A 21,118-nucleotide genomic window follows, 5' to 3' on the forward strand; every position below is an offset into this window, starting at 1 on the left:
CAATCAGCGGGTAGCGAATGATGCTGCCATGGACGATAATTCGTCGATTGCCTTGGTGAAACCTTCGGCGATCTGCCAGATGTCGGGGACGTGGTCGCTGCATGCCTGCATGCCGACGGTCATCTCGTCGCCGTAGCTCCATCCGGTGAAGTTCAGGCCGTAGGGGTAGACGATGGGACCGACGGAGATCAACTTCTCGACGGGTGCCCCGGCGAAGTACAGGCGCGTCTTCGGCCCTGGGACGTTGGAGGCGATCAGGCTGTATGTCGGGCGTTTCGTGGTGGCGGCCCCGACGATCGGCAGTGCCCGGCCGTAGAACCAGAACAGTGGCCAGTACTCCATCCAGTCACCGAACAGCCACAGGTCGCGCTCGTCGTGCACCGCGCGGGCGGCCTTGGTATTGGCCGAAATGCACCGCAGGCGCTCGACGGGGTCGGCCACGTCGGTGGCCAGCGAGGCGTACCAGGTGGTCACTTGGTTACCCCAGTCGACCGCGGCCCCCGGTGGTCGGATCGCCACCGGCACGACGGCGGTCAAAGGTTGGCCGGCCAACGCGCCGTGGCGAGCGAGATACGACCGGATCGCGCCACTGCACGCTGCCAGGTAGACGTCGTTGACAGTGACTCCGAATGCGCTCTTGATGGTCTTGATCGTATTGAGATCGCAAGTAATATAGGCAAACTCGCGTCCGGGAGTGAATGGCGCGTTGAACGGGGCCGGCGGTGCGGAGAACGCGGCGGCGAATCCGGGGCGACCGGCCCGGCGGCGGCCGCGCACCGTCTCGATCGTGCGTGCCGAACGCCTCAGCACCGCTGGAAACCGTGCCGCGGCCTGAGCCTGCTGCCGCAGCACCGTCCGGTACCAGGCGCCGAAAATGGGCCGAGGTTCGTCGACCGGCGCGCCCGCAGCCGTCGGCAAGGGCTCGGCCGGATCGGAACTGAACATGCTTTCCAGCAAACGTAGCGATGCCATGCCGTCGGCCATGGCGTGGTGAAGCTTGAGCACCAACGCTATTCGCCCCTCGGCCATGCCGTCGAGGTACCAGAGCTGCCACATCGGGCGCCCGCGGTCCAGGGCGCCCATGTTGATCTGGTTGATCTGAGCCGACAGTTCCCTGTCGCCGCCAGGCGCCGGTACACAGCACCGCTTGAGGTGGTAGTCGACATCGATACGCGGCCGCTCGACCCACCAGGGACGCCCCCACCTCGGTGCGATCAGCTGCCACCTCAGCGGGGCGATCCGCTCGACCAGCGCAGGAACGACCGATCGGATCGACTCGAAGCTCACCGGCTGATGCGCCATCGCCGGGTTGAGCACCACAGCCTTGATGGTGTGCTGCGGCTGGGTGCGGCGTTCCTGCTTGAGAAACAGGTTGTCGACCCCGGTCAGACGGCGCATCCGGTCACCTCCCACTGGCTGCCCACAGACAACCTCCTCGACGGGGATTCGGCAACGCGGTCTCCCGAAGAGCGGGAGATCACCGCCCGCGGAACCGTCGGGGTCCCTAAGGTGGGCATGTGGACGCCGCCACCGATGCCACGAGAACTGAAGTCGCCCAGCGTATGTCCGCGGCATTCGCCGGTATGGCCGACGGCAGCGCCGATGCCGTCGAGGTGCGCGATAGCCTGCGGGCCAGCCGCAGGCCGCCCAGCCACGTAGCGGTGGCCCGGACGGAGAACCGCACCATCCCCGGTCCGGGCGGCCGCATTCCGGTGCGCGTTTACCACCCGTCGCAACCGGACCCGTCCGGAACCCCGCTCATGGTGTACCTGCACGGCGGAGGATTCGTACTGTGCGACCTCGACTCGCACGACGCATGCTGCCGCAGACTCGCCAACGGAGCCGGCGCGATCGTGGTGTCGGTCGATTATCGACTGGCCCCTGAAAATCCTTTTCCCGCAGCGCTGGACGACGCGTGGGCGGCGACCCGGTGGGTGTCGGCCCACGGCACGTCGCTGGGCGGCGATCCGGGACGTCTGATCGTCGCCGGCGACAGCGCTGGCGGCAACCTGGCCACTGTCGTGTGCATGCTGGCCCGCGACTCCGGCGGCCCCCCGATCGCGTTGCAATTGCTGATCTATCCGGTGCTGGACCAGCGCCGCAAGCCCTCCGCTGCGCAACGGCGCGCGGCGCCGGGTGTGCTGACGCTGGAGCACATGCGCTGGTTCACCGAGCAGTATCTGGGATCCGGCGGAGACCCGGCTGACGCGCGGGTCTCACCGATCCTCGGCGAGCTTGCGGGCCTGCCGGCTGCGCACATCGTCACCGGCGAGCTCGATCCGCACTGTGACGACAACGAGGATTACGCGCGTCGTTTGCGCGCCGCGGGCGTGAATGCCACTGTGCAGGTCTATGCCGGCATGTTTCATGGCTTCTTCAACTTGCCCGACGACATTCCCATCGCAGAGCAAGCCTATGCCGACGCGTGCCTGACGCTTCGCGAAACACTGAACCGCCCGGAGGAATCGTGATGAAGCTCAACCATACTCGCGCACTGATCACCGGTGCCAGCCGCGGTCTCGGCCGCAGCATCGCAGAGGTACTCGCCCGGCGTGGTGTTGATGTGGCACTCGTGGCGCGCGACGGTGCCGCCCTGACGTTGCTGGCCGAGGAGTTGGGCGGCCAGGCCTACCCGGTCGATCTCTCCGATCCGGCGGCCGTCGGCGCCTTGCCTGATCGGGTCGAGGCCGACGGCCCGGTGGACGTGCTGATCAACAATGCGGGTCTGGACTGCGTTCGGCTGCTTCCTGACACCTCCGCGCAGGAATTGCGGAACCTGTTGCAGGTCAACCTGTTAGCCCCGATGGAGCTCTGCCGGCAGCTGATGCCGCGGATGGTGGGACGCGGCCGCGGTCACATCGTCAACGTCTCGTCAATGGGCGCGGTGAGCGTCAGTCCCGGGGTAACCGTCTATGCCACATCCAAGGCCGGTCTGAGTCACTTCACGGCCGGCATCCGGCAGGAGTTGAAGGGGACGCAGGTCGGCACCACGCTGGTCCAGATCGGGGCGGTGAAAACCGATATGCTGGACGGGATCCGGAGATTCGGGCCCGCGCGGCGGGCCATCGAGCGGTCCCAGCGGTTGCACATGCTGCCCCGCGAGGACTTGGAACCCGAGTTCGTTGCCATCGCGATCGCCGACGCGATCGAGAACGGACGACGATATGTCACACTGCCGCGCCGCATCGCGGCGTCGGCGTTGCTCACCGAGTTGCCGCGCAGAATGAGTGCGGCCATGCTCGCCGGGATCGACATGAGCGCCGACTGATGGAACCGTTGGTGGACCTGAGCGGGCGGGTCGCAATCATCACTGGCGCCGCACGCGGCCAGGGTGCCGCCGAGGCCGAGCTGTTCGCGGCATTGGGAGCGAGGATCGTCCTGACCGACATCCTTGACCGCGAAGGCGAACAGCTCGCCGAATCGATCGGTGCCGCCGCGCGATTCGTCCGGCACGACGTCGGCAGTGCCGAGAACTGGTCCGCCGCAGTGGACGTCGCAACGAAGGAGTTCGGCGGGGTGCACGTCCTGGTGAACAATGCGGCCGCCTGCGTCAGCCGGCCCATCGTGGATCAACCCGTCGACGAACTCGAGCGGCTGCTGCGTACCAACCTGGTCGGCCCATTCCTCGGGATCCAGGCGGTCGTCGAGCCGATGAAGGCGGCCGGCGGTGGCTCGATCATCAACATTTCGTCGCAGGCCGCGCTGCAGGGGCTGGCGGGTTATGGCGGCTACGGCTCCTCGAAGTGGGGCCTTCGGGGTCTGACCAAAGTGGCCGCGATTGAGTTGGGCGAGTTCGGGATTCGGGTCAATACCGTGTACCCCGGAATGATTGACACGCCGATGATCGGGCATTTGAACGTGCAGCGCGGCCCGGGCGGGCATCCGGGCGCGCCGCTCGGCCGCGTCGGGGTGCCCGACGAAGTCGCACGGGTAGTGGCCTTTCTGGCCTCCGACGCGTCGTCCTACGTCACCGGCGCCGATTTTGCCGTCGACGGCGGTGCCAGCACGGGAAAGATTCCGACACCTACATGAACACGGAGGAGAGCCGCGAAATGAACCCCACCCAGCTGGCCGACAAAGTCATCCTGATCACCGGTGGCGCAAGGGGACTCGGTGCGGCATTCGGTAAATGGATCATCGCGCGGGGCGGACGCGTGGTGATCGCCGATGTGCTCGAGGACGCCGGCAGGTCACTGGCCGACGAACACGGTGCCACAGCACGTTTCGTCCATCTTGATGTGACCGATCCGGCGCAGTGGACCCAGGCGGTGCAGTACGCCACCGCTGAATTTGGCCGACTGGACGGGCTGGTCAACAACGCCGGCGTCTCGACCGGGCAGTTCATCGAGCGCGAGCCGGTCGACCACTTCCGTGCGGTGTTGGAGGTGAATCTGGTGGGGGTGTTCAACGGTCTCCAGGCCGTCATCCCTGCGATGCGGGCCGCGGGAGGCGGATCCATCGTCAATATCTCATCGGCCGCAGGTCTTTTCGGGCTTGCTTTCACGGCCGGCTACGGCGCGTCGAAGTGGGGTGTCCGGGGCCTGACCAAAATCGCGGCGGTCGAACTGGCCGGGGACCGCATCCGGGTCAACTCCGTGCACCCGGGGATGACCTACACGCCGATGACAGAACCGGTCGGCGTCGAAGTGGGTGAGGGAAATTACCCCAACACCCCGATGGGCCGGATCGGCGTGCCGGATGAGATCGCCGGTGCCGTCGGTTATCTGCTTTCCGATGACGCCGCATACACGACCGGCGCGGAGATCGCGGTCGACGGTGGCTGGACGGCCGGGCCCACCATGAAATACGCGATGGGACAGTGACTCAGAAGACGTAATCGATGCGCGTCTGCATGCCGGCCTCCTGGTGATAGGTGTTGTGGCAGTGCATCACCCACGTTCCCGGATTGTCGGCAACCAGGACGGCGCGTAGCTTCTGATTGGGTAGCACGATGACGGTGTCCTTGCGGGCGCCGAGGGTGCCGTCGGGTTTGATCACCTGAAAAGTGTGGCCGTGCAAATGCATCGGGTGCCACATCATAGTGGTGTTGTCGAAGCTGAGCGAGGTGTGCTGGCCCTCCCGCACCTGCAACGGTTTGGTTCTGCTGTACGGCTCGCCGTTGATGGTCCAGTCATATCTGGCCATCGAGCCGCCGAGTACGACGGGCAGGTCCAACCGCGGATCGGGGCGACCCAGATTGGCAGCGGTCACCGCAGTGAACATCTCGACGGTGCCAACCCGGCGGGTGAGTTCAACGGGCCGGAACTGCGGGTCGGGTGGGCTGCCTTTGCCGGTCACCAGCAACGCGCGGGCCACCGCGTTCTTGCCTTCTGCGGAGGCGACCAGTGGGAACACGCCGTCCGCGGCGGTCACCACCACGTCGTAGCGCTCAGCCATGCCTACCAATAAGGCGTCCACCTGTACTGGGATCACCGGGAAGCCGTCGGTGTGGGTGACGGTCATCGAATGGCCGGCCAGGGCGACGCGGAACGCCGTGTCCGAGCCGGTGTTGATGATGCGAATGCGGATCCGCTGACCGGGCTTGGCGTTGAAGGTTGTGGCGGCCTCGGGAATCCGCCCGTTGATCAGGTAGTAGGGGTAGGCGATGTCGCCGGCGTCACCGCCGAGCAGGTCGCTCTTACCGACCTCGCCCATGCCTGGCATCCCCGGCATACCGGTGGTTGATGTGGGGGTACTGGATGACGACGGGCTGGAGCTCGGGGTTGTGCCGGTCGTCGTGGTGGTCGCGGTGGTAGGCGTGGTGGTCGTTGGTGTGGGTTGCGGCACCGGCGGCTTGTTGATCAGGGCGTCGTAGAGCTGCTGTGGTGACTTCCCGACGCCGTCCGTCCAATCGTCAAGGATGACAATCCATTCGGTGTCGTAGCGACCCAACTCGGTCGGGTCGTCGATGATGAACGGCAGGTACAGGCCCTTGTCACCGTCGAGCCCGGTATGCGGATGCGCCCAGTAGGTGCCGGAGTTCGGAACGGAGAAGCGATACGTGAAATCCTGTCCCGCAGGGATATTGGGGGTCGCCGGCTCGGCGCCGTCCATATCGTTGCGCAGCGCGATGCCGTGCCAGTGGACGGAGGTGGGGTGGTCGAGCTTATTGGAGACGGAGACGACGACCTCGTCGCCCACTGCGGCTCGCAGCAGTGGTCCCGGAATGCTGTCGCCGTAGGCCAGCGTGTCGACGATCCGGCCGCCGATGTCGACCTTGGCGGGTTGCGGTGTCAGGCTGGCCGTCACGGTGCGGCCGCTGTGCGGGCGGGCGGCTTCTGCCGCATCGATGGCGGCGGTCATCGGCGACGTCGACGTCTTCGATTGTCCACATCCGGCCAGCGCTAATCCACCGGCGATGCCACCGGCGATTCCGGCGGCGATGAAGCCCCGCCTGCTCAGGCGTGTCGTGTCAAAGGGGTTACCGCTGGTCGGCTGTGCCGGCATCGACTGCTCCTCCTTTGCGTCGAGTGATCGTAGAGAAGGCGCCTTCCACCATGCTCAGGTCGACGGCATAGCGCAACCCGTCGGCGAGCCGATCTCAACCGACGGCATCGTAGATCAGCCGGGTGTACTTCTGTGTTCGATCGGATCCTGCCGAGGTCACTTGCCCCATCTTGTTCATCACGTAGGAGAACGTCATCCGGCGATCCAGATCCATCACCACCATCGAGCCACCCCAGCCGCCCCAGTAACAGATCCTGCCGTCCGGGATATCCGGCACCGCTTCGCGTTTCGGCAGGGCGAAACCGATACCCCAGCGGGCCGGCATGCCGAGTACCAGGTCGATGCCGTCGGCCTGCTCGGTGAATATCAGGTCGATGGTCTCCGGTTTGAGGAACTGGCCCCCGTCCGCTCTGCCGCCCAACGAGATCGCCGACAATGCGCGTACCAGTGAGCGGGCGTTGCCGTGACCGTTGGCCGCTCCGATGTCCGCGCGCCGCCAGGCCGTCGTCTCCGCGGTCAGCGCGGCCTCGGCGTTGGGGGCGAGTATCCCGAAAGTCTTGCGCATCGGGTGGTCCTCGGGCACCGCGTCCAGCGGCACGTCCAGCGGCGGGGGCGGGATCAACTCGGCGATGCGGCTGTCGTCTTCGGGTAGCGCGCCGATCTGGATGTCAGCGTTCAACGGACGTGCGATCTCCGCGCGCACAAAATCTTTCAGTGTCATCCCGGTGACGCGCCGGACCAGCTCGCCGACAAGATGCCCGCTGTTCACCGCGTGATATCCGGAGGCGCTGCCGGGTTCCCACCACGGCGCCTGCGACGCGAGTTGCGTGGTGGACTTCTCCCAGTCGTAGACGTCGTCGATGGTGAACGGCAATTCCCAGCCCGAGACCCCCGACGTGTGGCTCAACACGTGACGCACCTCGATGCCGTGTTTTCCGTTCGCGGCGAACTCCGGCCAGTACCGGGCGACGGGGGCGTACGGGTCCAGGGCGCCGCGGTCGATGAGTAGCAGTGCGGCCAGGGCGGTGACGTTCTTGGTACTCGAAAAGACATTGACGATGGTGTCTCTGTCCCACTGGCGGGTTCTCGCCTGGTCGGTGTAACCGCCCCAGATGTCGACGACCATCTCGCCGCCGATGTCGATCGCAATGGCCGCACCGAGTTCACCACCGGTGGTGATCTCGTCGGCGAATGCGACCGCGAGTTCGCCGAAGCGTTCGTCGTAGTGCCCCGCGATGACCGCGTCGACCGCGCTGTTGCAGATGTGTCGGGTCATGTGTTCCTCCTCGTTCGCCGGTGCCTCGACTATGCGGCGGGTGCCGGGCCGGGAGCATTGGCCGGATCGCGTAATTTGCGCGCGGCCGCACCGGAGTGGATTTCTACGCATATCCGCTGATGCTGGGCGATGCCGGGGCATCGCATGCTGGCTAGCATGGGTGAATCTGAGCCCCGCGCGGACGCGCCGGTGAACGGGAATGAGCTTGGCGTGAGCGAACTGCCTACCGGAACGGTGACGTTGCTGCTGGCAGACGTCGAGGGGTCATCCGGGCTGTGGCAGAACCAACCGGCCGAGATGAGCGAGGCGGTGGCGCGCCTGGATACGACGTTGTCGCGGCTGGTCGACGCGCACCACGGGGTGCGTCCCGTCGAACAGGGCGAGGGTGACAGCTTCGTCATCGCGTTCGCCCGGGCCAGCGACGCGGCGGCATGTGCCCTGGCCTTGCAGCGCTCACCGCTGGCGCCGCTGCGGCTGCGGATCGGCCTGCACACCGGGGAGATTCAGCTGCGCGATGCGGCCAACTACATGGGGCCCACGATCAACCGGGCCGCGCGGGTACGGGACCTCGCGCACGGCGGCCAGACGGTGCTGACGGCGGCTACCGAGCACCTGGTGGTCGACAACCTGCCGCAGGGGGCCTGGCTGACCGACCTCGGCACCCACCAGCTGCGTGACATCGCTCGGCCCGAACGCATCATGCAGCTGTGCGATCCCGATTCGCGCGTCGACTTCCCACCGCTTCGGTCGCCGAACAATGCTCCGGCCCAGACTGTTCCGGTACCACTGACCAGCTTCGTGGGCCGCAAGTCGCAGATCGCGGAACTCGCCGGGATCCTCGGTGAACATCGCCTGGTCACCCTCACGGGCGCGGGTGGCGTCGGCAAGACCCGGCTGGCAATCCAATTGGCCAAGCACTACCGCAGCGGAAACGGGAACTCGGTCTATTACGTCGATCTCGCGCCGATCGCCGACCCCGAGCTGGTGGAAGCCGCCGTCGCGCAGGCGTTGGGTCTGCACAGTCAGCCGGGCCGCTCGATCGTAGACGCCGTCGCCGCGCGCATCGCGGACCAGGAGGCCATGGTCGTGCTCGACAATTGCGAGCATGTCCTGCAAGCGGCTGCGGCAGTTGCCGCCGCGCTGTTGGGGCGCTGTGCCGGCGTGCGGCTGGTGGCCACGAGCCGCGAACCGCTGCGCACCGCCGCGGAGGTGAACTGGCAGGTGCCCTCCCTGGCGCTGGCCGACGAAGCGATGGAATTGTTCACCGACCGCGCCCGTTACGTCCGGGCGGACTTCACCCTGGCCGATGGCAACGTCGAGGCGGTCGCCGAGATCTGCCGCCGCCTCGACGGAATGCCGCTGGCCATCGAGCTGGCCGCCGCGCGCATACGTGCCCTGTCGGCGGCCGACATCCGCGATAGCCTGCAGGACCGATTCCAGCTGCTCACCGGCGGTGCGCATACCGCCGTCCGGCGCCAGCAGACCCTGCTCGCCTCGGTGGACTGGTCGCATTCCATGCTCACCGACACCGAAAGCGTGCTGTTCCGCCGGATAGGGGTATTCGCCGGTGGCTTCGACCTCGACGCCGCCGTCGCGGTGTGTGGTGGCGAGGGCGTACAGCGCTATCAAGTGCTGGACCAGTTGACGCTGCTGGTCGATAAATCACTGGTGCAGGCCGACAACATCGCCGAACGGGCGCGCTACCGGATGCTCGAGACCATCCGCGACTACGCCGTGGAGAAGCTCAGCGAATCCGGTGAGGCCGACACCGTGCGCCGTCGGCACCGGGATCACTACACGGCACTGGCCGTCGAGCTGGATCGTCCGGCGCGCAACGACTTTCGGCGCAGCGTGGCCCGAACCGAGGCAGACATCGATAACCTGCGCGCGGCCTTCGCCCACTGCTGTGACAGTGACGACCACGCGGCCGCCCTGGCGCTGGCGTCCTCGTTGCTGCCGGTGTGGCAGGGCCGGGGACGCCTGCGAGAAGGCTTGTCCTGGTTCGGTTCGGTCCTGGGTGACGACCGTTTCGATCCGGACGACGTGGACCCGGCGATCTACGCCCGCGCGGTGGCCGACCACGCGGTGCTGGACTCCTTCACCGCGGCCATTGACAGCGGGGGAATGGTGCAACGTGCCATCGCCACCGCGCGTGAACGTGGCGACCCCGCGTTGCTGGCCAGAACTCTGGCCGCGGCCGGCTGCATTGTCGGGCTCGACTTCGATACTGCAGCAACCTATTTCGCCGAGGCGATCGACCTGGCGCGCCAGACGGGCGATGACTGGCGACTCAGTCAGATCCTGGGTCGCCAGGCTTATCTCGCCGCCATGGCCGGCGACCCGGTGGCCGCCCGCGCCATCGGCGGTGAGGGTGCTGACCTCGCCGATGCACTGCACGACTGGTCGAATGCGCACACCTGCCGCTGGGCCATGGGCATGGCCCAGATGTTTCGCGCCGATCTGGACGGAGCTATCGACACCTTCCGGCGCCTCCGCACCGAATGTGAATCCGACAACGACGTCGTGGGCATGATGCTGTGTCTGGTCAGTCAGGGCTGTGCCCTGGTCTATCGGGGCGATGTCGCCGAGGCCAGAAGTGTTGGCAGGGAAGCGGTCACGACGGCAGCCGAGCTCGACGACATGCTGGAACGCACGGCCGAGACCGTGCTGGCCATGGTTGCGGTGGCCGACGGAGACATCGCCAACTCGCGCCGGCTTGGCGCGAAGGTGTGGGAGCTGCCCGCGGTGCAGCGGGGCACGGTGGCCGTCACCACCATCGCGCTGTGCGCTCATATCGACGGCGACCTGGACAGAGCGCAGCAACTGGCCGACGAGGCCGTGGCCACCATGTCGGGCTGGCATCAGCTGTTCGCTCTGAGCATTCGGGCGTACGTCGCGGCGGGTCGTGGCGATCGCGAGCAGGCGCGGCGCGACGCCCGGCAGGCCCTGTCGATCGCGGCCGACAAGCAATGCCGTCTTGCGGTGCCCGCGACCTTGGAGCTCCTCGCCCGGTTGGCTGTCGACGCCGGTAGCCATGCCGAAGCGGCCCGCCTCCTGGGCGCGGCGGACGCCATGCGTACCCGAGCGGGCGAATACCGGTTCCCGGTCTACCAGGACGGCTATCCCGCGTTGCTCACGACGTGTCGTAATGAACTGGGGGAGAAGGATTTTGAGACGTCGTGGGCTGACGGTGCGGCCCTGTCGGCCGACGAGGTCATCGGTTATGCGCTGCGTGGACATGGTGAGCGTAAGCGGCCCGCGACCGGTTGGGCGTCACTGACTCCCACGGAACTCGACGTGGCCCGACTGGTCAGCGCGGGACTGACGAACAAGGACATCGCGGAACGGTTGTTCGTCTCGCCCCGCACCGTGCAGGCGCACCTGACGCACATGTACACCAAGCTCGGCTTCACCTCACGCGTCCAGCTGGCGCAGCAGGCAGTGCGTCAGGCCTGAGGGCGCCGGAGCCGCTGGCGTCACGCCGGCCTCCACCGCTTCGGGCGCGCCCGGCTTTCCGCCCTGGCCGCCACAAACCCGACCGGTCGGGGCGTGGTGGTGGGCAGGTTGGTGGTGCCGCCCGGCTGGGGCGGCGTCGCGATCGGCGCTGCGCGGGCCATCGCCTGATCGCAGCGGGTCACACCGCTGCGCCACCGCCATCCACGTGCAATGTCGAGCCGGTGATGAAGCTGGCCCGCGGTGAGCTCAGGAACAGCACGGCCTCGGCGATCTCGGCCGCGTAGGCGGTGCGGCCCAGCGGGAGCCCCTTGCCCAGTTCCTCGTTGACGTCGCCCCATTCGGCGGCAACGCCGGGGGTGCGGGTGGGGCCGGGTGCCACGCTGTTCACCCGTACCCCGCCCGGTCCGAACTCCGCCGCCCAGGTCCGCGTCAGGGATTCCAGCGCGGCCTTGGAGGCGCTGTAACCGGACGCGCCCGGGATGCCTTTGAAGGCGGCCATCGTGGTGATGTTGACGATGCTGCCCCGGCCGCGCTGCAGCATGCCTGGCACCAGGCCCGCGACCAGGAAATAGGCGCCGCGGACGTTGGTGTCGAACATCGTCTCGAAGGTCTCCGGGTTTTGATCGACCGTCAGCGCCGACGGGAAGCTGGCGGCGTTGTTGACGACGATGTCGACCTGCCCGCACTGCTCCACCAGCGCACTCACCGACGCTGCGTCGGCCATATCGACCTGGACGAACCGCGCGTTGCCGCCGATGGCCTCCACCGCCCGCTCACCCCGGGCGCGGTCGCGGCCCGAGATGACGACAGTGGCGCCTTCGCTGGCCAGCAGCCGCGCCGACTCCAGCCCGATGCCGGCCGTTCCGCCGGTGACCACAGCCGTGTGGTCGATCAGCTCCATCGACATGCCCGTCAGCGCGCGGGGCTGGTCAGGTGAGCCGGTGCCCACTCGCTGAAGCGGGTCTCGTAGATGATCACCTCTTCGCCCTCCACCGGGACGATGCTGCGGTCGTCAAGCTCAGCGCCGAAGTACGTGGCCGACGGATCGGTGACCACCTCGCGCGAGTCGCCGTGCGCGGCCAACGCGAGCCGGGCCAGGTCGTCCATGCCGAACCTGTCCGGCCCGGCGATATTGATGATCCGGTTGAGTGGATCGCCGACCGACGTACGGGTGACGGCCGAGGCGACGTCCCGCGCTGCGATCGGCTGGATGGCCGCCTCGTGCGACAGCCGCACCGTGTTGCCCTCGGTCGCCGAATCGGCGATGCCCAACGCGAATTCGAAGAACTGGGTGGCCCGCACGATCGAATACGGTGCGCCGGATTCGGCGATCAGCTTCTCCTGGGCTGCCTTGGCCCGTATGTAACCACTTGCCGGCACCCGGTCGGTGCCGACGATCGAGAGCGCGACGTGGTGCCTGACGCCGGCGGCCCGTTCTGCTTCGAGCAGATTGCGGGTCGAGGTGGTGAAGAAATTTATGACGTCGTCGTCGGTCCATGAGGGCGCGTTGGACACGTCCACCACCACGTCGACGCCCGTCATCGCCTCGGCGAGGCCCTCACCGGTCACGCTGTTGACCCCGGAACTCGGAGAGGCCGGTACGGCCTCGTGCCCCAGCTCGGTGAGGTTGGCGACCACCTGTGATCCGATGAGCCCGGTGCCACCGATAACCAAAATCTTCATTGCCCCGCCTTTCACGTCCCCGAAATTGACCCCTTCAGCATGACCCGGCCAGGGGGCCGGTCGAGCCCTTGAAAGTCCGTAGTCGGTCCCGTGGTCAATCGATAGCCGTGGTGCGCAGTTGCCGGCGCGACTTGATGCCGAGCTTGGCGAACACCTTGCGCAGGTGCCACTCCACGGTGTGGGTACTGATGAACAACTGCGCGGCGATCTCGGGGTTGGTCAGCCCGTCACCGGCCAGCTTGGCGATCTGCGCCTCCTGAGCGGTCAGCTCACCGGCCGGCACGCTCGAGCGCTTGCTCACCTTCTGCCCGGTGACCAGCAGCTCGCGGCGAGCCCGCTCGGCGAAGGCCTGGGCGCCCATCCGGGTGAACATCTCGTGAGCAGTGTGCAGCTGAGCGCGGGCATCCACGCGGCGGTTGCAACGGCGCAACCACTCGCCGTAGACGAGATGCGCACGGGCCAGCTGCACCGCCATCCGGGTGTTGCCCAGGCGCTCCAGGGCTTCCCGGTAGCGGATCTCGGCTCTCCTGTCGTCGGCCAGCAGCGCCTGCGACCGCGCTAAAACCCCTCTCGCCCAATCGGTTCCGCTGTCCAGCGCGCGTTCCTCCAGTTGGGCGAGCGCGTCCCGCGCCGCACCGAGTTCACCACATCGCACCGCGGCTTCGATGAGCTCGATCAGGCTCCAGCCGAACAGGCCCAGGTCCTCGTCCGCACATGCATGGCGCGCGGCGCCGAAGGCCTCTTCGTAGCGGCCCAAACCGTTGTAGAGCACGGCGAGGGCGAAGTTCGTCAGGCCGACCACCCGCCCTTCGCCGCGGGCGACGCCGTCGTGACGCGCCGACTCGATCAGGCTCAGGGCTTCGGACTCGGTGCCCCGCAGGGCTGCCAGCAACACCGAGTGATACTTGACCGGCGCATAGCCGGTCGCGGTCGTGATGGCGTCGGCTTCCTCGATCAGCGCGGTGGCTGCCGCGAACTCGCCGGCCTGGACGTGTACACCGGCGCGATAGACCAGGGCCAGCGGCAGGACGGCCAGTGCGCCGGCGTCGCGAGCGAGTCGCACCGCGCGGGTGGCCAGTCGGTGCCAGACATCGTCGTCCCAAAGTTCATGAGCGGCCGACTCCTGCACGATCGGGAACGCCTGCCAGAACCAGCGCATCACGTCGCCGTCGGCGCGCTCGGCTTCGGAACTGATCAGGGCAAGCGCTTCCCGCAGCGTGGTCAGACTCGCGGCGTGACCGTCGGTTGCCCTGATTGCGATGCCGTCCAGCAGCCGGTCGACCGGTCGTACCGGATCCGGCCCCGGTGGTGCCGCGCGCGCCGCGGCTGCCGTCGTCCGGATTCCGCCGCGGGGGCAGAGCCGTCCGCCGAACAGCGCCGCTCCTACCGCCTCCAGGTAGGTTTCGCGCGACTGTGCGACGTCGAGGCCGGCGAGTTGGCGTGCGGCGTCCAGCAGGCCGATGGCGGAATCAGACACCGTCGGGGCGTCGGCGTCGCCACTGCGGCTACGGGCGAACGCGATCTGAGCCCTCAACCGAGTGAGGCAGGCGCGCTGCAAATCGTCGAGTGACGCGGCCGACTCCGCGATGGTCAGCAGCTCGTCGGCGGCGTCGAACGCCGCGGTGTCGCGCTTGGCCTGGGCGGCGGCCAGCGCCCGGGTCGCGCGCCGGACCGGGTCGGAGGTCAGCTGGGTCGCTCGCTCCAGGAACGCCGCCGCGGCCGCAATTCCGCCTCTGGCCTGCGCGCGCTCGGCGGACAGTTCCAGCTGGGCCGCGACGGCCTCGTCGGGACCCGTCGCCGCGATCGCCAGGTGCCAGGCGCGACGGTCCGGATCGGCCGCACCGTCGGTGGCCTCGGCCAGCGCCCGATGAGCTCGCCGGCGCTCCATCAAACCCGCCGCACGATAGGCCGCCGAACGCACCAGTGGGTGCCGGAAGCGCACCGAGGTCCCCACGTCGATGAGTCCGGCTGCCTCGGCGCCCGCGGCCGCGTCGTGCGGCAGGCCCAACAGGTCGGCGGCCCGCCGCAACAGCGCCGCGTCCCCGACCGGTTCGGCCGCGGCGATCAGCAGCAATTGCTGGGTGTGTTCCGACAACCGTTCGATGCGCCGCAGGAAGGTGTGCTCGATCTGCCCGGCCAGCGGCCGCGCATCCGGCGGCCCGAAACCACCCGCCAGCTCCTCGGTCGTCAATCCTTTGGGTAATTCGAGCAGTGCCAGGGGATTGCCGCGGGTTTCCGCGACGATGCGGTCGCGCACCTGGTTGTCCAACCGCCCCAGGACGGCCGAGTCCAGCAACGCCCGCGCGTCGCCGGAATTGAGTCCCTGCAACGTCAATTCGGGCAGGCCGGTCAGTTCGTCGTTGCCGAGCCCGTCGCGGATGGCGAACACCAGGCACACCGGTTCGGCGACCAGGCGGCGGGCGACGAACGCCAGGGTCTGGGCCGAAACGCGGTCGATCCACTGCGCGTCGTCCACCAGGAACAGCAGCGGCTTGGCCCGGGAGGCGCTGCCGATCAGGTTCAGCACCGCGAGGCCGACCAGGAATCGGTCCGGGGCGGGACCCGCACTGCGCCCCAGGGCGACCTCCAGCGCGTCGCGTTGCGGCGCGGGCAGCTCGTCAAGACAGTCCAGGTACGGCATGCAGAGCTGATGCAGCGCCGCGAAGGCGAGCTCCATCTCCGACTCCACGCCCGACACCCGCGCCGTCCGGAAACCCTGCGCGCACTCGGCAACGAACTCGAGTAAGGCCGTCTTGCCGATGCCGGCCTCGCCGCGCAGGGCGAGCACTTGACTCTCGCCCGATCGGGCACGGACCGTCAGCCGTTCCAGGGCCGTGCATTCCGCGCGCCGCCCCCGTAAACGCAGTGCCTGAACAGTGTTGATCACCTGGAGGTTGACCTTACCGACACCAGGCCGGATTGGTTTAAATCAATTGCTTGACTTAATCGGGCCGTCCCGATTAACTCGACGGGTGGTCAACGAATTGCTGGGCCGGGTCGCGATCGTCACCGGCGCGGCCTCCGGCCTCGGGCGCGGGATGGCCCAGCGGTTCGCCGCCGAGGGCGCGCGCCTGGTCATTGCCGACGTCGACGTCGAGGGCGGGCAGGCGCTGGCCGCGACTCTGGGGGGCGACGTGGTCTTCGTCCGCACCGACGTGTCCGATCCCGACCAGGTCGGTGCGCTGGTGGCGGCGACGGTGGCGCAGTTCGGTGATCTGCACGTCATGGTGAACAACGCCGGCGTATCGGGAACGCTGCGCCGTCTGCTCGACGATGACTTGTCCGACTTCCACCGCGTCATGGCCGTGAACGTCCTCGGGGTGATGGCCGGTACCCGAGATGCCGCGCGGCACATGGCAACCCGCGACGGCGGCTCCATCATCAACCTGACCTCGATCGGCGGCATCCAGGCCGGCGGCGGTGTGATGACATACCGGGCATCCAAGGCCGCGGTCATCCAGTTCACCAAATCCGCCGCAATCGAGTTGGCGCAGCACGGGATTCGCGTCAACGCCATTGCGCCGGGCAACATCCCGACGCCTATCCTGGCCTCCTCGGCGGAGAATCTCGCTCCTGAGGAACTGGAGCGATTCGAGACCAGGATCCGCCAGGGGATGCGGGACGACCGGCCGTTGAAACGGGAGGGCACGCCCGACGACGTCGCCGAGGCGGCCCTGTACTTCGCCACCGACCGGTCGCGCTATGTCACTGGCACGGTGCTGCCCGTGGACGGGGGAACCGCCGCGGGCAAGGTGAACCGGCCGCGACGGCAGTCGCCCTGACGTTCACGCCGAACGTGAACTCACGGCGGCTTTTTGGCGATTTCATCGCCCTCAGTTCACGTTCGGCGGAGAGTGGCCGCCTTGCCGCGACACGGTAGAGTCTGACGCCGGGGAGGAACGAATCGTTGTCGCTGCTGTCGAATCAAGTCGTCGCTGACGCGTTGGCGCGCGTCTTCGCGGCTGTCGTGCGCCCGGCGCCGAAGGTGGCCGTGCGCTTTCCGGAGATCGCCGGCCGCGTCACCCGGGTCGGCATCCCCACCCGGTACGGCGATGCCGCCGCGGACGTCTACCACCCGCCGGAAGGGACGGCGCGACCACCGATCTACGTCAACGTGCACGGCGGCGGGTTCGTCGTCGGTCACCCCGAACAAGACGAACCGTGGTGCCGGTATCTGGCCGCCAACACCGGCGCGGTGGTGGTCAACGTCAGTTACGTCGTGGCTCCCGGGCACCGCTTCCCCGCTGCGCCACAACAGATCTACGACGTGGTGCGCTGGGCAGCGGACCCCGCGCGGGAGTGGGACGGGACCCGGCTGTGTGTGGGCGGCCAGAGCGCGGGCGGCAACCTCAGCGCCGCCGCCGCCCGGCTCGCGCTGGAGAACCACGGCCCCTGGATCGCGTTGCAGGTGCTGCATTACGCACCGCTCGACCTGGTGACGCCCACCGCGGCCAAGCCCTCGACGATCGGGCGCCGAGCGATCATGAAGCCGTGGATGGGCGAGGTCTTCGACACCGCTTACATCCCCGATCCCGCGCAGCGGCGCGACCGCCTGGCGTCGCCGGCCTGGGGCGACAACGCCGACGGGATCGCGGGCATCGCGCCCGCACTGGTGGTCACGGCCGAACACGACCGGCTACGCGGCGAAGCCCGCAGGTATGCAGACAAGCTGCAGGCCGTCGGGGCGCTGGCCGAGTACTACGAGGTGCCCGGTGTCGACCACGGCTACAACATCATGAGCAACGCCGCCGACGTCACGCGCGACAGTTATGCCCGCATCGCGGCGCACGTCGTACGGGCCACCAGTTGATCGGTGCATCGCCGTGCGGTGTACTCGATGATCGGGAGGTCTGCCATGGACGGGTTCGCCGGCAAGGTCGCAGTCGTCACCGGAGCGGGTTCGGGCATCGGCAGGGCGCTGGCGGTGGAACTGGCCCGCTCCGGCGCGCGGTTGGCGATCAGTGATGTCGACGTCGAAGGCCTCGAGCAGACCGGGGAGCTCATCCGGCGGATGGGTGCCCCGGTGCGTGTAGACCGGCTCGACGTCACCGAACGCGAGGCATTCCTCGCCTATGCGGACACGGTCAACGCGCACTTCGGAATCGTGCACCAGATCTACAACATCGCGGGCATCGCCTTCCTCGGCGACGTCGAGGTCAGCCAGTTCAAGGACATCGAAAGGGTGATGGACGTCGATTATTGGGGTGTGGTCAACGGAACGAAAGCTTTTCTGCCGCATCTGATCGCGTCCGGCGACGGCCACGTCGTCAACATGTCCAGCATGTTCGGCCTGTTCGGCGTCCCGGGTCAGGCGGCCTACACCTCCGCGAAATTCGCGGTGCGCGGTTTCACCGAGGCGCTGCGCCAGGAGATGGCGGTTGCCGGCCATCCGGTCGCGGTGACGGTCGTGCACCCCGGATACGTCAAGACCGCGATCGCGGCCAACGCCGGACATGTGGAAGGCCTCGACAAAGAAGCCGGTGTGCGGGTTTTCGAGAAGGTCGCCATCACCAGCGCGCAGCGGGCCGCGCGGATCATCCTCAAGGCGGTGCGGAAGAAGAAGGCGCGGGTGGTGGTGGGGCCGGACGCCAAGGCCTACGAATTGCTGGTACGGCTGGCTCCGGCGGGCTACCAGCGCATCCTGGGGCCCATGACGGCGCGCTTCCAATCCGGACGCTAGTGAATATCCGGACCATCGCCCGTCTGGTGCTCGGCGCCTTCCTGATCTTTGCGGGCGTCGCCCACCTGAGTTTCGCCCGCACCGAGTTCTACGCGCAGGTGCCGGGGTGGCTGCCCGTGAACGCCGATTTCGTCGTGATCGCCTCCGGCCTGGTGGAAATCGCCCTCGGTCTGAGCCTGCTGGTGCTCACCCGCTGGCGGACAACAGTGGGATGGATCGTGGCCGTGTTCTTCGTCTTGGTCTTTCCCGGGAATATCGCCCAATTCGCCTCGCACGCCGACGCTTTCGGTCTCAACTCCGATCTGGCCCGCGGCGTCCGCCTGTTGTTCCAGCCGCTGCTGGTGATCTGGGCGCTCTGGTGCACGGGGGCGTGGGCCGCATACCGGGGACGGAACGGCTGATGCCACCGAGATTAAATCAATCGCTTGACTTAATGACGACCGGCGCGGTTGACTGGGTGGTATGACCACAGTCGGGCGGGCTGTTCGTGGCGAGCGGGCCAGCTCCACGCAAGAGGCCATCCTCGTCGCAGCCGAGCGGTTGTTCGCCGAACACGGGGTGTTCGCGGTGTCCAACCGACAGGTCAGCGAGGCCGCCGGGCAGGGCAATAACGCCGCGGTCGGCTATCACTTCGGCACCAAGGCCGACCTGGTCCGTGCCATCGAGGAAAAGCACCGCGGACCCGTCGAGGCGTTGCGCGAGCAGATGGTGGCCGCCCTGCCCGAGTCGGCCGGGATGCGGGACTGGGTCGCGTGCCTGGTGTGCCCGCTCACCGAACATCTGGAGGATCTGGGCAACCCGACCTGGTACGCCCGGTTCGCCGCGCAGGCGATGACCGACCCGGCGTATCACAACATCGTGGTCAAGGACGCGCTCAGCTCGTCGTCTCTGGTCCAGGTCATCGACGGCATCAACAGCTGCCTCCCGGAATTGCCGGTGGCCGTCCGATTCGAGCGAAACATCATGGCGCGCAACCTGTTGATGCATACCTGCGCGGATCTGGAACGTGCCCTGGCCGAAGGTACCTCGATGCCGCGCCCGTCCTGGCGGGCCGCCGCGACCGGCCTGATCGACGCGATCGTCGGTTTGTGGCTGGCCCCTGTCACCACGGAGTCGGCTCCATGAAAGTTCGTGTCGACCAGGATGTTTGCGCGTCCTCGGGAAACTGTGTGATGAACGCGCCGGAAGTCTTCGATCAACGCGACGAGGACGGCGTCGTCGTGCTGCTCAACCCGAACCCAGCTGCCGACCAGGCCGAGGCGACCCGCAAAGCCGCGGCGTTCTGCCCGGCTCTGGCCATCCACATTGAGGAGTGAGCCGTGTCCGAGACCTCCCCGGCGTCCAAGGCGAGTACCGGCACGGAATCGGTTGCCGATATTCCCGAGTATCCGATGCCGCGTGCGTCCGGTTGCCCGTTCGCGCCACCGCCGGGAGTGATGGCGCTGGCCGAAGCCAGGCCGCTGTCCCGGGTGCGGATCTGGGACGGCAGCACGCCGTGGCTCATCACCGGTTATGAGCAGTGCCGCGAACTGTTTTCGGATGCCCGGGTCAGCGTCGACGACCGGCAGCCAGGTTTTCCGCACTGGAACGCCGGGATGTTGGCCACGGTGCACAAACGCCCGCGGTCGGTGTTCACCGCCGACGGCGAGGAACACACTCGATTTCGGCGAATGTTGTCCAAGCCGTTCACCTTTCGGCGGGTAGAGGGACTGCGTCCGGCCATTCAGCAGATCACCGACGAACACATCGACGCGATGCTGGCCGGACCCACCCCGGCCGACATCGTCGGTGCCCTGGCGCTGCCGGTGCCGTCACTGGTGATCAGTCAGCTGCTCGGCGTCCCGTACGAGGATGCCGAGATGTTCCAACACCACGCCAACGTCGGGCTGGCGAGGTACGCATCCGGCGAAGACACCGTCAAAGGTGCAATGACCCTGCACAAGTACCTGGCTCAGCTGGTGGAAGCCAAGATGGAAACCCCGGCCGAGGATGCGGTTTCCGACCTGGCCGAGCGGGTCAAGGACGGTGAGCTGACCGTGAAGGAGGCGGCTCAGCTGGCTACCGGTCTGCTGATCGCCGGGCACGAGACCACTGCCAACATGCTCGGTCTCGGAGTGCTTGCGCTATTGGAAAACCCGGACCAGTTGCCGGCTATCCGCGACGCCGACGACCCGAAGATCGTCGCCAATGCCGTTGAGGAGCTGTTGCGTTACCTCAGCATCATCCAGAACGGCCAGCGCCGGGTCGCGGTCGAGGACATCCCGATCGCGGGCGAGGTGATCCGCGCGGGCGACGGCATCATCATCGACCTGGCCCCGGCGAACTGGGATGCCGACGCATTCACCGATCCCGAGCGGCTGTATCTGCACCGCTCCGGCGCCGACCGCAACGTCGCCTTCGGCTACGGCCGGCACCAGTGTGTGGGCCAGCAGCTGGCCCGTGCCGAGATGCAGATCGTCTTCCGCACGCTGTTCCGGCGCATCCCCACACTGCAACTGGCGTCCGGGATCGAAGACATTCCCTTCAAACACGACCGCCTGGCTTACGGCGTCTACGAACTTCCGGTCACCTGGTAA

Annotated in this window: 18 protein-coding genes; 12 read left to right on the forward strand and 6 right to left on the reverse strand. The window is 67.5% G+C overall.

Annotation, left to right across the window (positions count from 1 at the left end; translation table 11 throughout):
• Window positions 1-3: 3 nt before the first annotated feature.
• Window positions 4-1,398 carry a wax ester/triacylglycerol synthase family O-acyltransferase gene (locus tag AO501_RS26255; protein ID WP_055580643.1) on the reverse strand — a complete coding sequence of 465 codons (1,395 nt, stop codon included), beginning with the start codon at window positions 1,396-1,398 and terminating at the stop codon, window positions 4-6.
• A 119-nt stretch (window positions 1,399-1,517) separates the two neighbouring features.
• On the opposite strand from AO501_RS26255, the gene AO501_RS26260 reads away from it, so the two are divergent.
• The 4 genes from AO501_RS26260 to AO501_RS26275 are packed head-to-tail and all read left to right on the forward strand — an operon-like array spanning window position 1,518 to window position 4,823.
• Window positions 1,518-2,471, forward strand: a complete 954-nt coding sequence (locus AO501_RS26260; RefSeq protein WP_231752614.1) for an alpha/beta hydrolase — start codon at window positions 1,518-1,520, stop codon at window positions 2,469-2,471.
• A complete protein-coding gene (locus tag AO501_RS26265; protein ID WP_055580513.1) occupies window positions 2,471-3,268 on the forward strand; it encodes an SDR family NAD(P)-dependent oxidoreductase in 798 nt (265 codons plus the stop codon). The genes AO501_RS26260 and AO501_RS26265 overlap by 1 nt, the downstream gene beginning before the upstream one ends.
• Window positions 3,268-4,032 carry a glucose 1-dehydrogenase gene (locus AO501_RS26270; protein WP_055580514.1) on the forward strand — a complete coding sequence of 255 codons (765 nt, stop codon included), beginning with the start codon at window positions 3,268-3,270 and terminating at the stop codon, window positions 4,030-4,032. Before AO501_RS26265 ends, AO501_RS26270 begins: the two co-directional genes overlap by 1 nt.
• Window positions 4,033-4,052: 20 nt before the next feature.
• Entirely contained in the window at window positions 4,053-4,823 is a 771-nt protein-coding gene (locus AO501_RS26275) for a glucose 1-dehydrogenase (RefSeq protein WP_055580644.1), read from the forward strand.
• 1 nt (window position 4,824) lies between these two features.
• On the opposite strand, the gene AO501_RS26280 is transcribed toward AO501_RS26275, so the two are convergent.
• Window positions 4,825-6,447 carry a multicopper oxidase family protein gene (locus AO501_RS26280; protein ID WP_055580515.1) on the reverse strand — a complete coding sequence of 541 codons (1,623 nt, stop codon included), beginning with the start codon at window positions 6,445-6,447 and terminating at the stop codon, window positions 4,825-4,827.
• A 94-nt stretch (window positions 6,448-6,541) separates the two neighbouring features.
• A complete protein-coding gene (locus AO501_RS26285) occupies window positions 6,542-7,723 on the reverse strand; it encodes a serine hydrolase domain-containing protein (protein ID WP_055580516.1) in 1,182 nt (393 codons plus the stop codon).
• 144 nt (window positions 7,724-7,867) lie between these two features.
• Between AO501_RS26285 and AO501_RS26290 the strand changes: the two genes are divergently transcribed.
• Window positions 7,868-11,179 (forward strand): LuxR C-terminal-related transcriptional regulator, encoded by a 3,312-nt coding sequence (locus AO501_RS26290; protein ID WP_082658849.1) that lies wholly within the window; start codon window positions 7,868-7,870, stop codon window positions 11,177-11,179.
• Window positions 11,180-11,357: 178 nt separating this feature from the next.
• On the opposite strand, the gene AO501_RS26295 is transcribed toward AO501_RS26290, so the two are convergent.
• From AO501_RS26295 to AO501_RS26305, 3 genes are all read right to left on the reverse strand, one after another.
• Window positions 11,358-12,080, reverse strand: coding sequence for an SDR family NAD(P)-dependent oxidoreductase (locus AO501_RS26295; RefSeq protein WP_055580646.1), 723 nt, complete (start codon window positions 12,078-12,080; stop codon window positions 11,358-11,360).
• A gap of 11 nt (window positions 12,081-12,091) precedes the next feature.
• Window positions 12,092-12,862 (reverse strand): SDR family oxidoreductase, encoded by a 771-nt coding sequence (locus tag AO501_RS26300; protein ID WP_055580517.1) that lies wholly within the window; start codon window positions 12,860-12,862, stop codon window positions 12,092-12,094.
• Between the two features lie 94 nt (window positions 12,863-12,956).
• A complete protein-coding gene (locus AO501_RS26305) occupies window positions 12,957-15,749 on the reverse strand; it encodes a helix-turn-helix transcriptional regulator (protein ID WP_082658850.1) in 2,793 nt (930 codons plus the stop codon).
• A gap of 85 nt (window positions 15,750-15,834) precedes the next feature.
• On the opposite strand from AO501_RS26305, the gene AO501_RS26310 reads away from it, so the two are divergent.
• The 7 genes from AO501_RS26310 (at window position 15,835) to AO501_RS26340 (ending at window position 21,118) form a co-directional block, all read left to right on the forward strand.
• Entirely contained in the window at window positions 15,835-16,644 is an 810-nt protein-coding gene (locus AO501_RS26310; RefSeq protein ID WP_055580518.1) for an SDR family NAD(P)-dependent oxidoreductase, read from the forward strand.
• Window positions 16,645-16,853: 209 nt separating this feature from the next.
• The gene (locus AO501_RS26315) at window positions 16,854-17,672 is read left to right on the forward strand and encodes an alpha/beta hydrolase (RefSeq protein WP_055580648.1); all 819 of its coding nucleotides are present in this window, start codon (window positions 16,854-16,856) and stop codon (window positions 17,670-17,672) included.
• 45 nt (window positions 17,673-17,717) lie between these two features.
• Window positions 17,718-18,542: an SDR family NAD(P)-dependent oxidoreductase gene (locus AO501_RS26320; protein WP_055580519.1), complete on the forward strand. Its 825-nt coding sequence runs from the start codon at window positions 17,718-17,720 to the stop codon at window positions 18,540-18,542.
• A 5-nt stretch (window positions 18,543-18,547) separates the two neighbouring features.
• Complete coding sequence (locus tag AO501_RS26325; protein WP_197419955.1) at window positions 18,548-18,943, forward strand: hypothetical protein; 396 nt, start codon at window positions 18,548-18,550, stop codon at window positions 18,941-18,943.
• 61 nt (window positions 18,944-19,004) lie between these two features.
• Window positions 19,005-19,667: a TetR/AcrR family transcriptional regulator gene (locus AO501_RS26330; protein ID WP_055580521.1), complete on the forward strand. Its 663-nt coding sequence runs from the start codon at window positions 19,005-19,007 to the stop codon at window positions 19,665-19,667.
• Window positions 19,664-19,858 carry a ferredoxin gene (locus AO501_RS26335; protein ID WP_055580522.1) on the forward strand — a complete coding sequence of 65 codons (195 nt, stop codon included), beginning with the start codon at window positions 19,664-19,666 and terminating at the stop codon, window positions 19,856-19,858. The genes AO501_RS26330 and AO501_RS26335 overlap by 4 nt, the downstream gene beginning before the upstream one ends.
• A gap of 75 nt (window positions 19,859-19,933) precedes the next feature.
• The gene (locus AO501_RS26340; protein WP_055580649.1) at window positions 19,934-21,118 is read left to right on the forward strand and encodes a cytochrome P450; all 1,185 of its coding nucleotides are present in this window, start codon (window positions 19,934-19,936) and stop codon (window positions 21,116-21,118) included.

Source organism: Mycobacterium gordonae (assembly GCF_001417955.2).
Classification (GTDB): Bacteria; Actinomycetota; Actinomycetes; order Mycobacteriales; family Mycobacteriaceae; genus Mycobacterium; species Mycobacterium gordonae_B.

Excerpts from the sequence above, each read along its gene's own strand:
- AO501_RS26275 (WP_055580644.1), top strand. The coding sequence starts at position 4,053 with ATGAACCCCACCCAGCTGGCCGACAAAGTCATCCTGATCACCGGTGGC.
- AO501_RS26320 (WP_055580519.1), top strand. The coding sequence starts at position 17,718 with ATGGACGGGTTCGCCGGCAAGGTCGCAGTCGTCACCGGAGCGGGTTCG.
- AO501_RS26295 (WP_055580646.1), bottom strand. The coding sequence starts at position 12,080 with ATGGAGCTGATCGACCACACGGCTGTGGTCACCGGCGGAACGGCCGGC.
- AO501_RS26255 (WP_055580643.1), bottom strand. The coding sequence starts at position 1,398 with ATGCGCCGTCTGACCGGGGTCGACAACCTGTTTCTCAAGCAGGAACGC.
- AO501_RS26290 (WP_082658849.1), top strand. The coding sequence starts at position 7,868 with ATGCTGGCTAGCATGGGTGAATCTGAGCCCCGCGCGGACGCGCCGGTG.
- AO501_RS26280 (WP_055580515.1), bottom strand. The coding sequence starts at position 6,447 with ATGCCGGCACAGCCGACCAGCGGTAACCCCTTTGACACGACACGCCTG.
- AO501_RS26340 (WP_055580649.1), top strand. The coding sequence starts at position 19,934 with ATGCCGCGTGCGTCCGGTTGCCCGTTCGCGCCACCGCCGGGAGTGATG.
- AO501_RS26330 (WP_055580521.1), top strand. The coding sequence starts at position 19,005 with ATGACCACAGTCGGGCGGGCTGTTCGTGGCGAGCGGGCCAGCTCCACG.
- AO501_RS26265 (WP_055580513.1), top strand. The coding sequence starts at position 2,471 with ATGAAGCTCAACCATACTCGCGCACTGATCACCGGTGCCAGCCGCGGT.
- AO501_RS26270 (WP_055580514.1), top strand. The coding sequence starts at position 3,268 with ATGGAACCGTTGGTGGACCTGAGCGGGCGGGTCGCAATCATCACTGGC.
- AO501_RS26300 (WP_055580517.1), bottom strand. The coding sequence starts at position 12,862 with ATGAAGATTTTGGTTATCGGTGGCACCGGGCTCATCGGATCACAGGTG.
- AO501_RS26285 (WP_055580516.1), bottom strand. The coding sequence starts at position 7,723 with ATGACCCGACACATCTGCAACAGCGCGGTCGACGCGGTCATCGCGGGG.
- AO501_RS26335 (WP_055580522.1), top strand. The coding sequence starts at position 19,664 with ATGAAAGTTCGTGTCGACCAGGATGTTTGCGCGTCCTCGGGAAACTGT.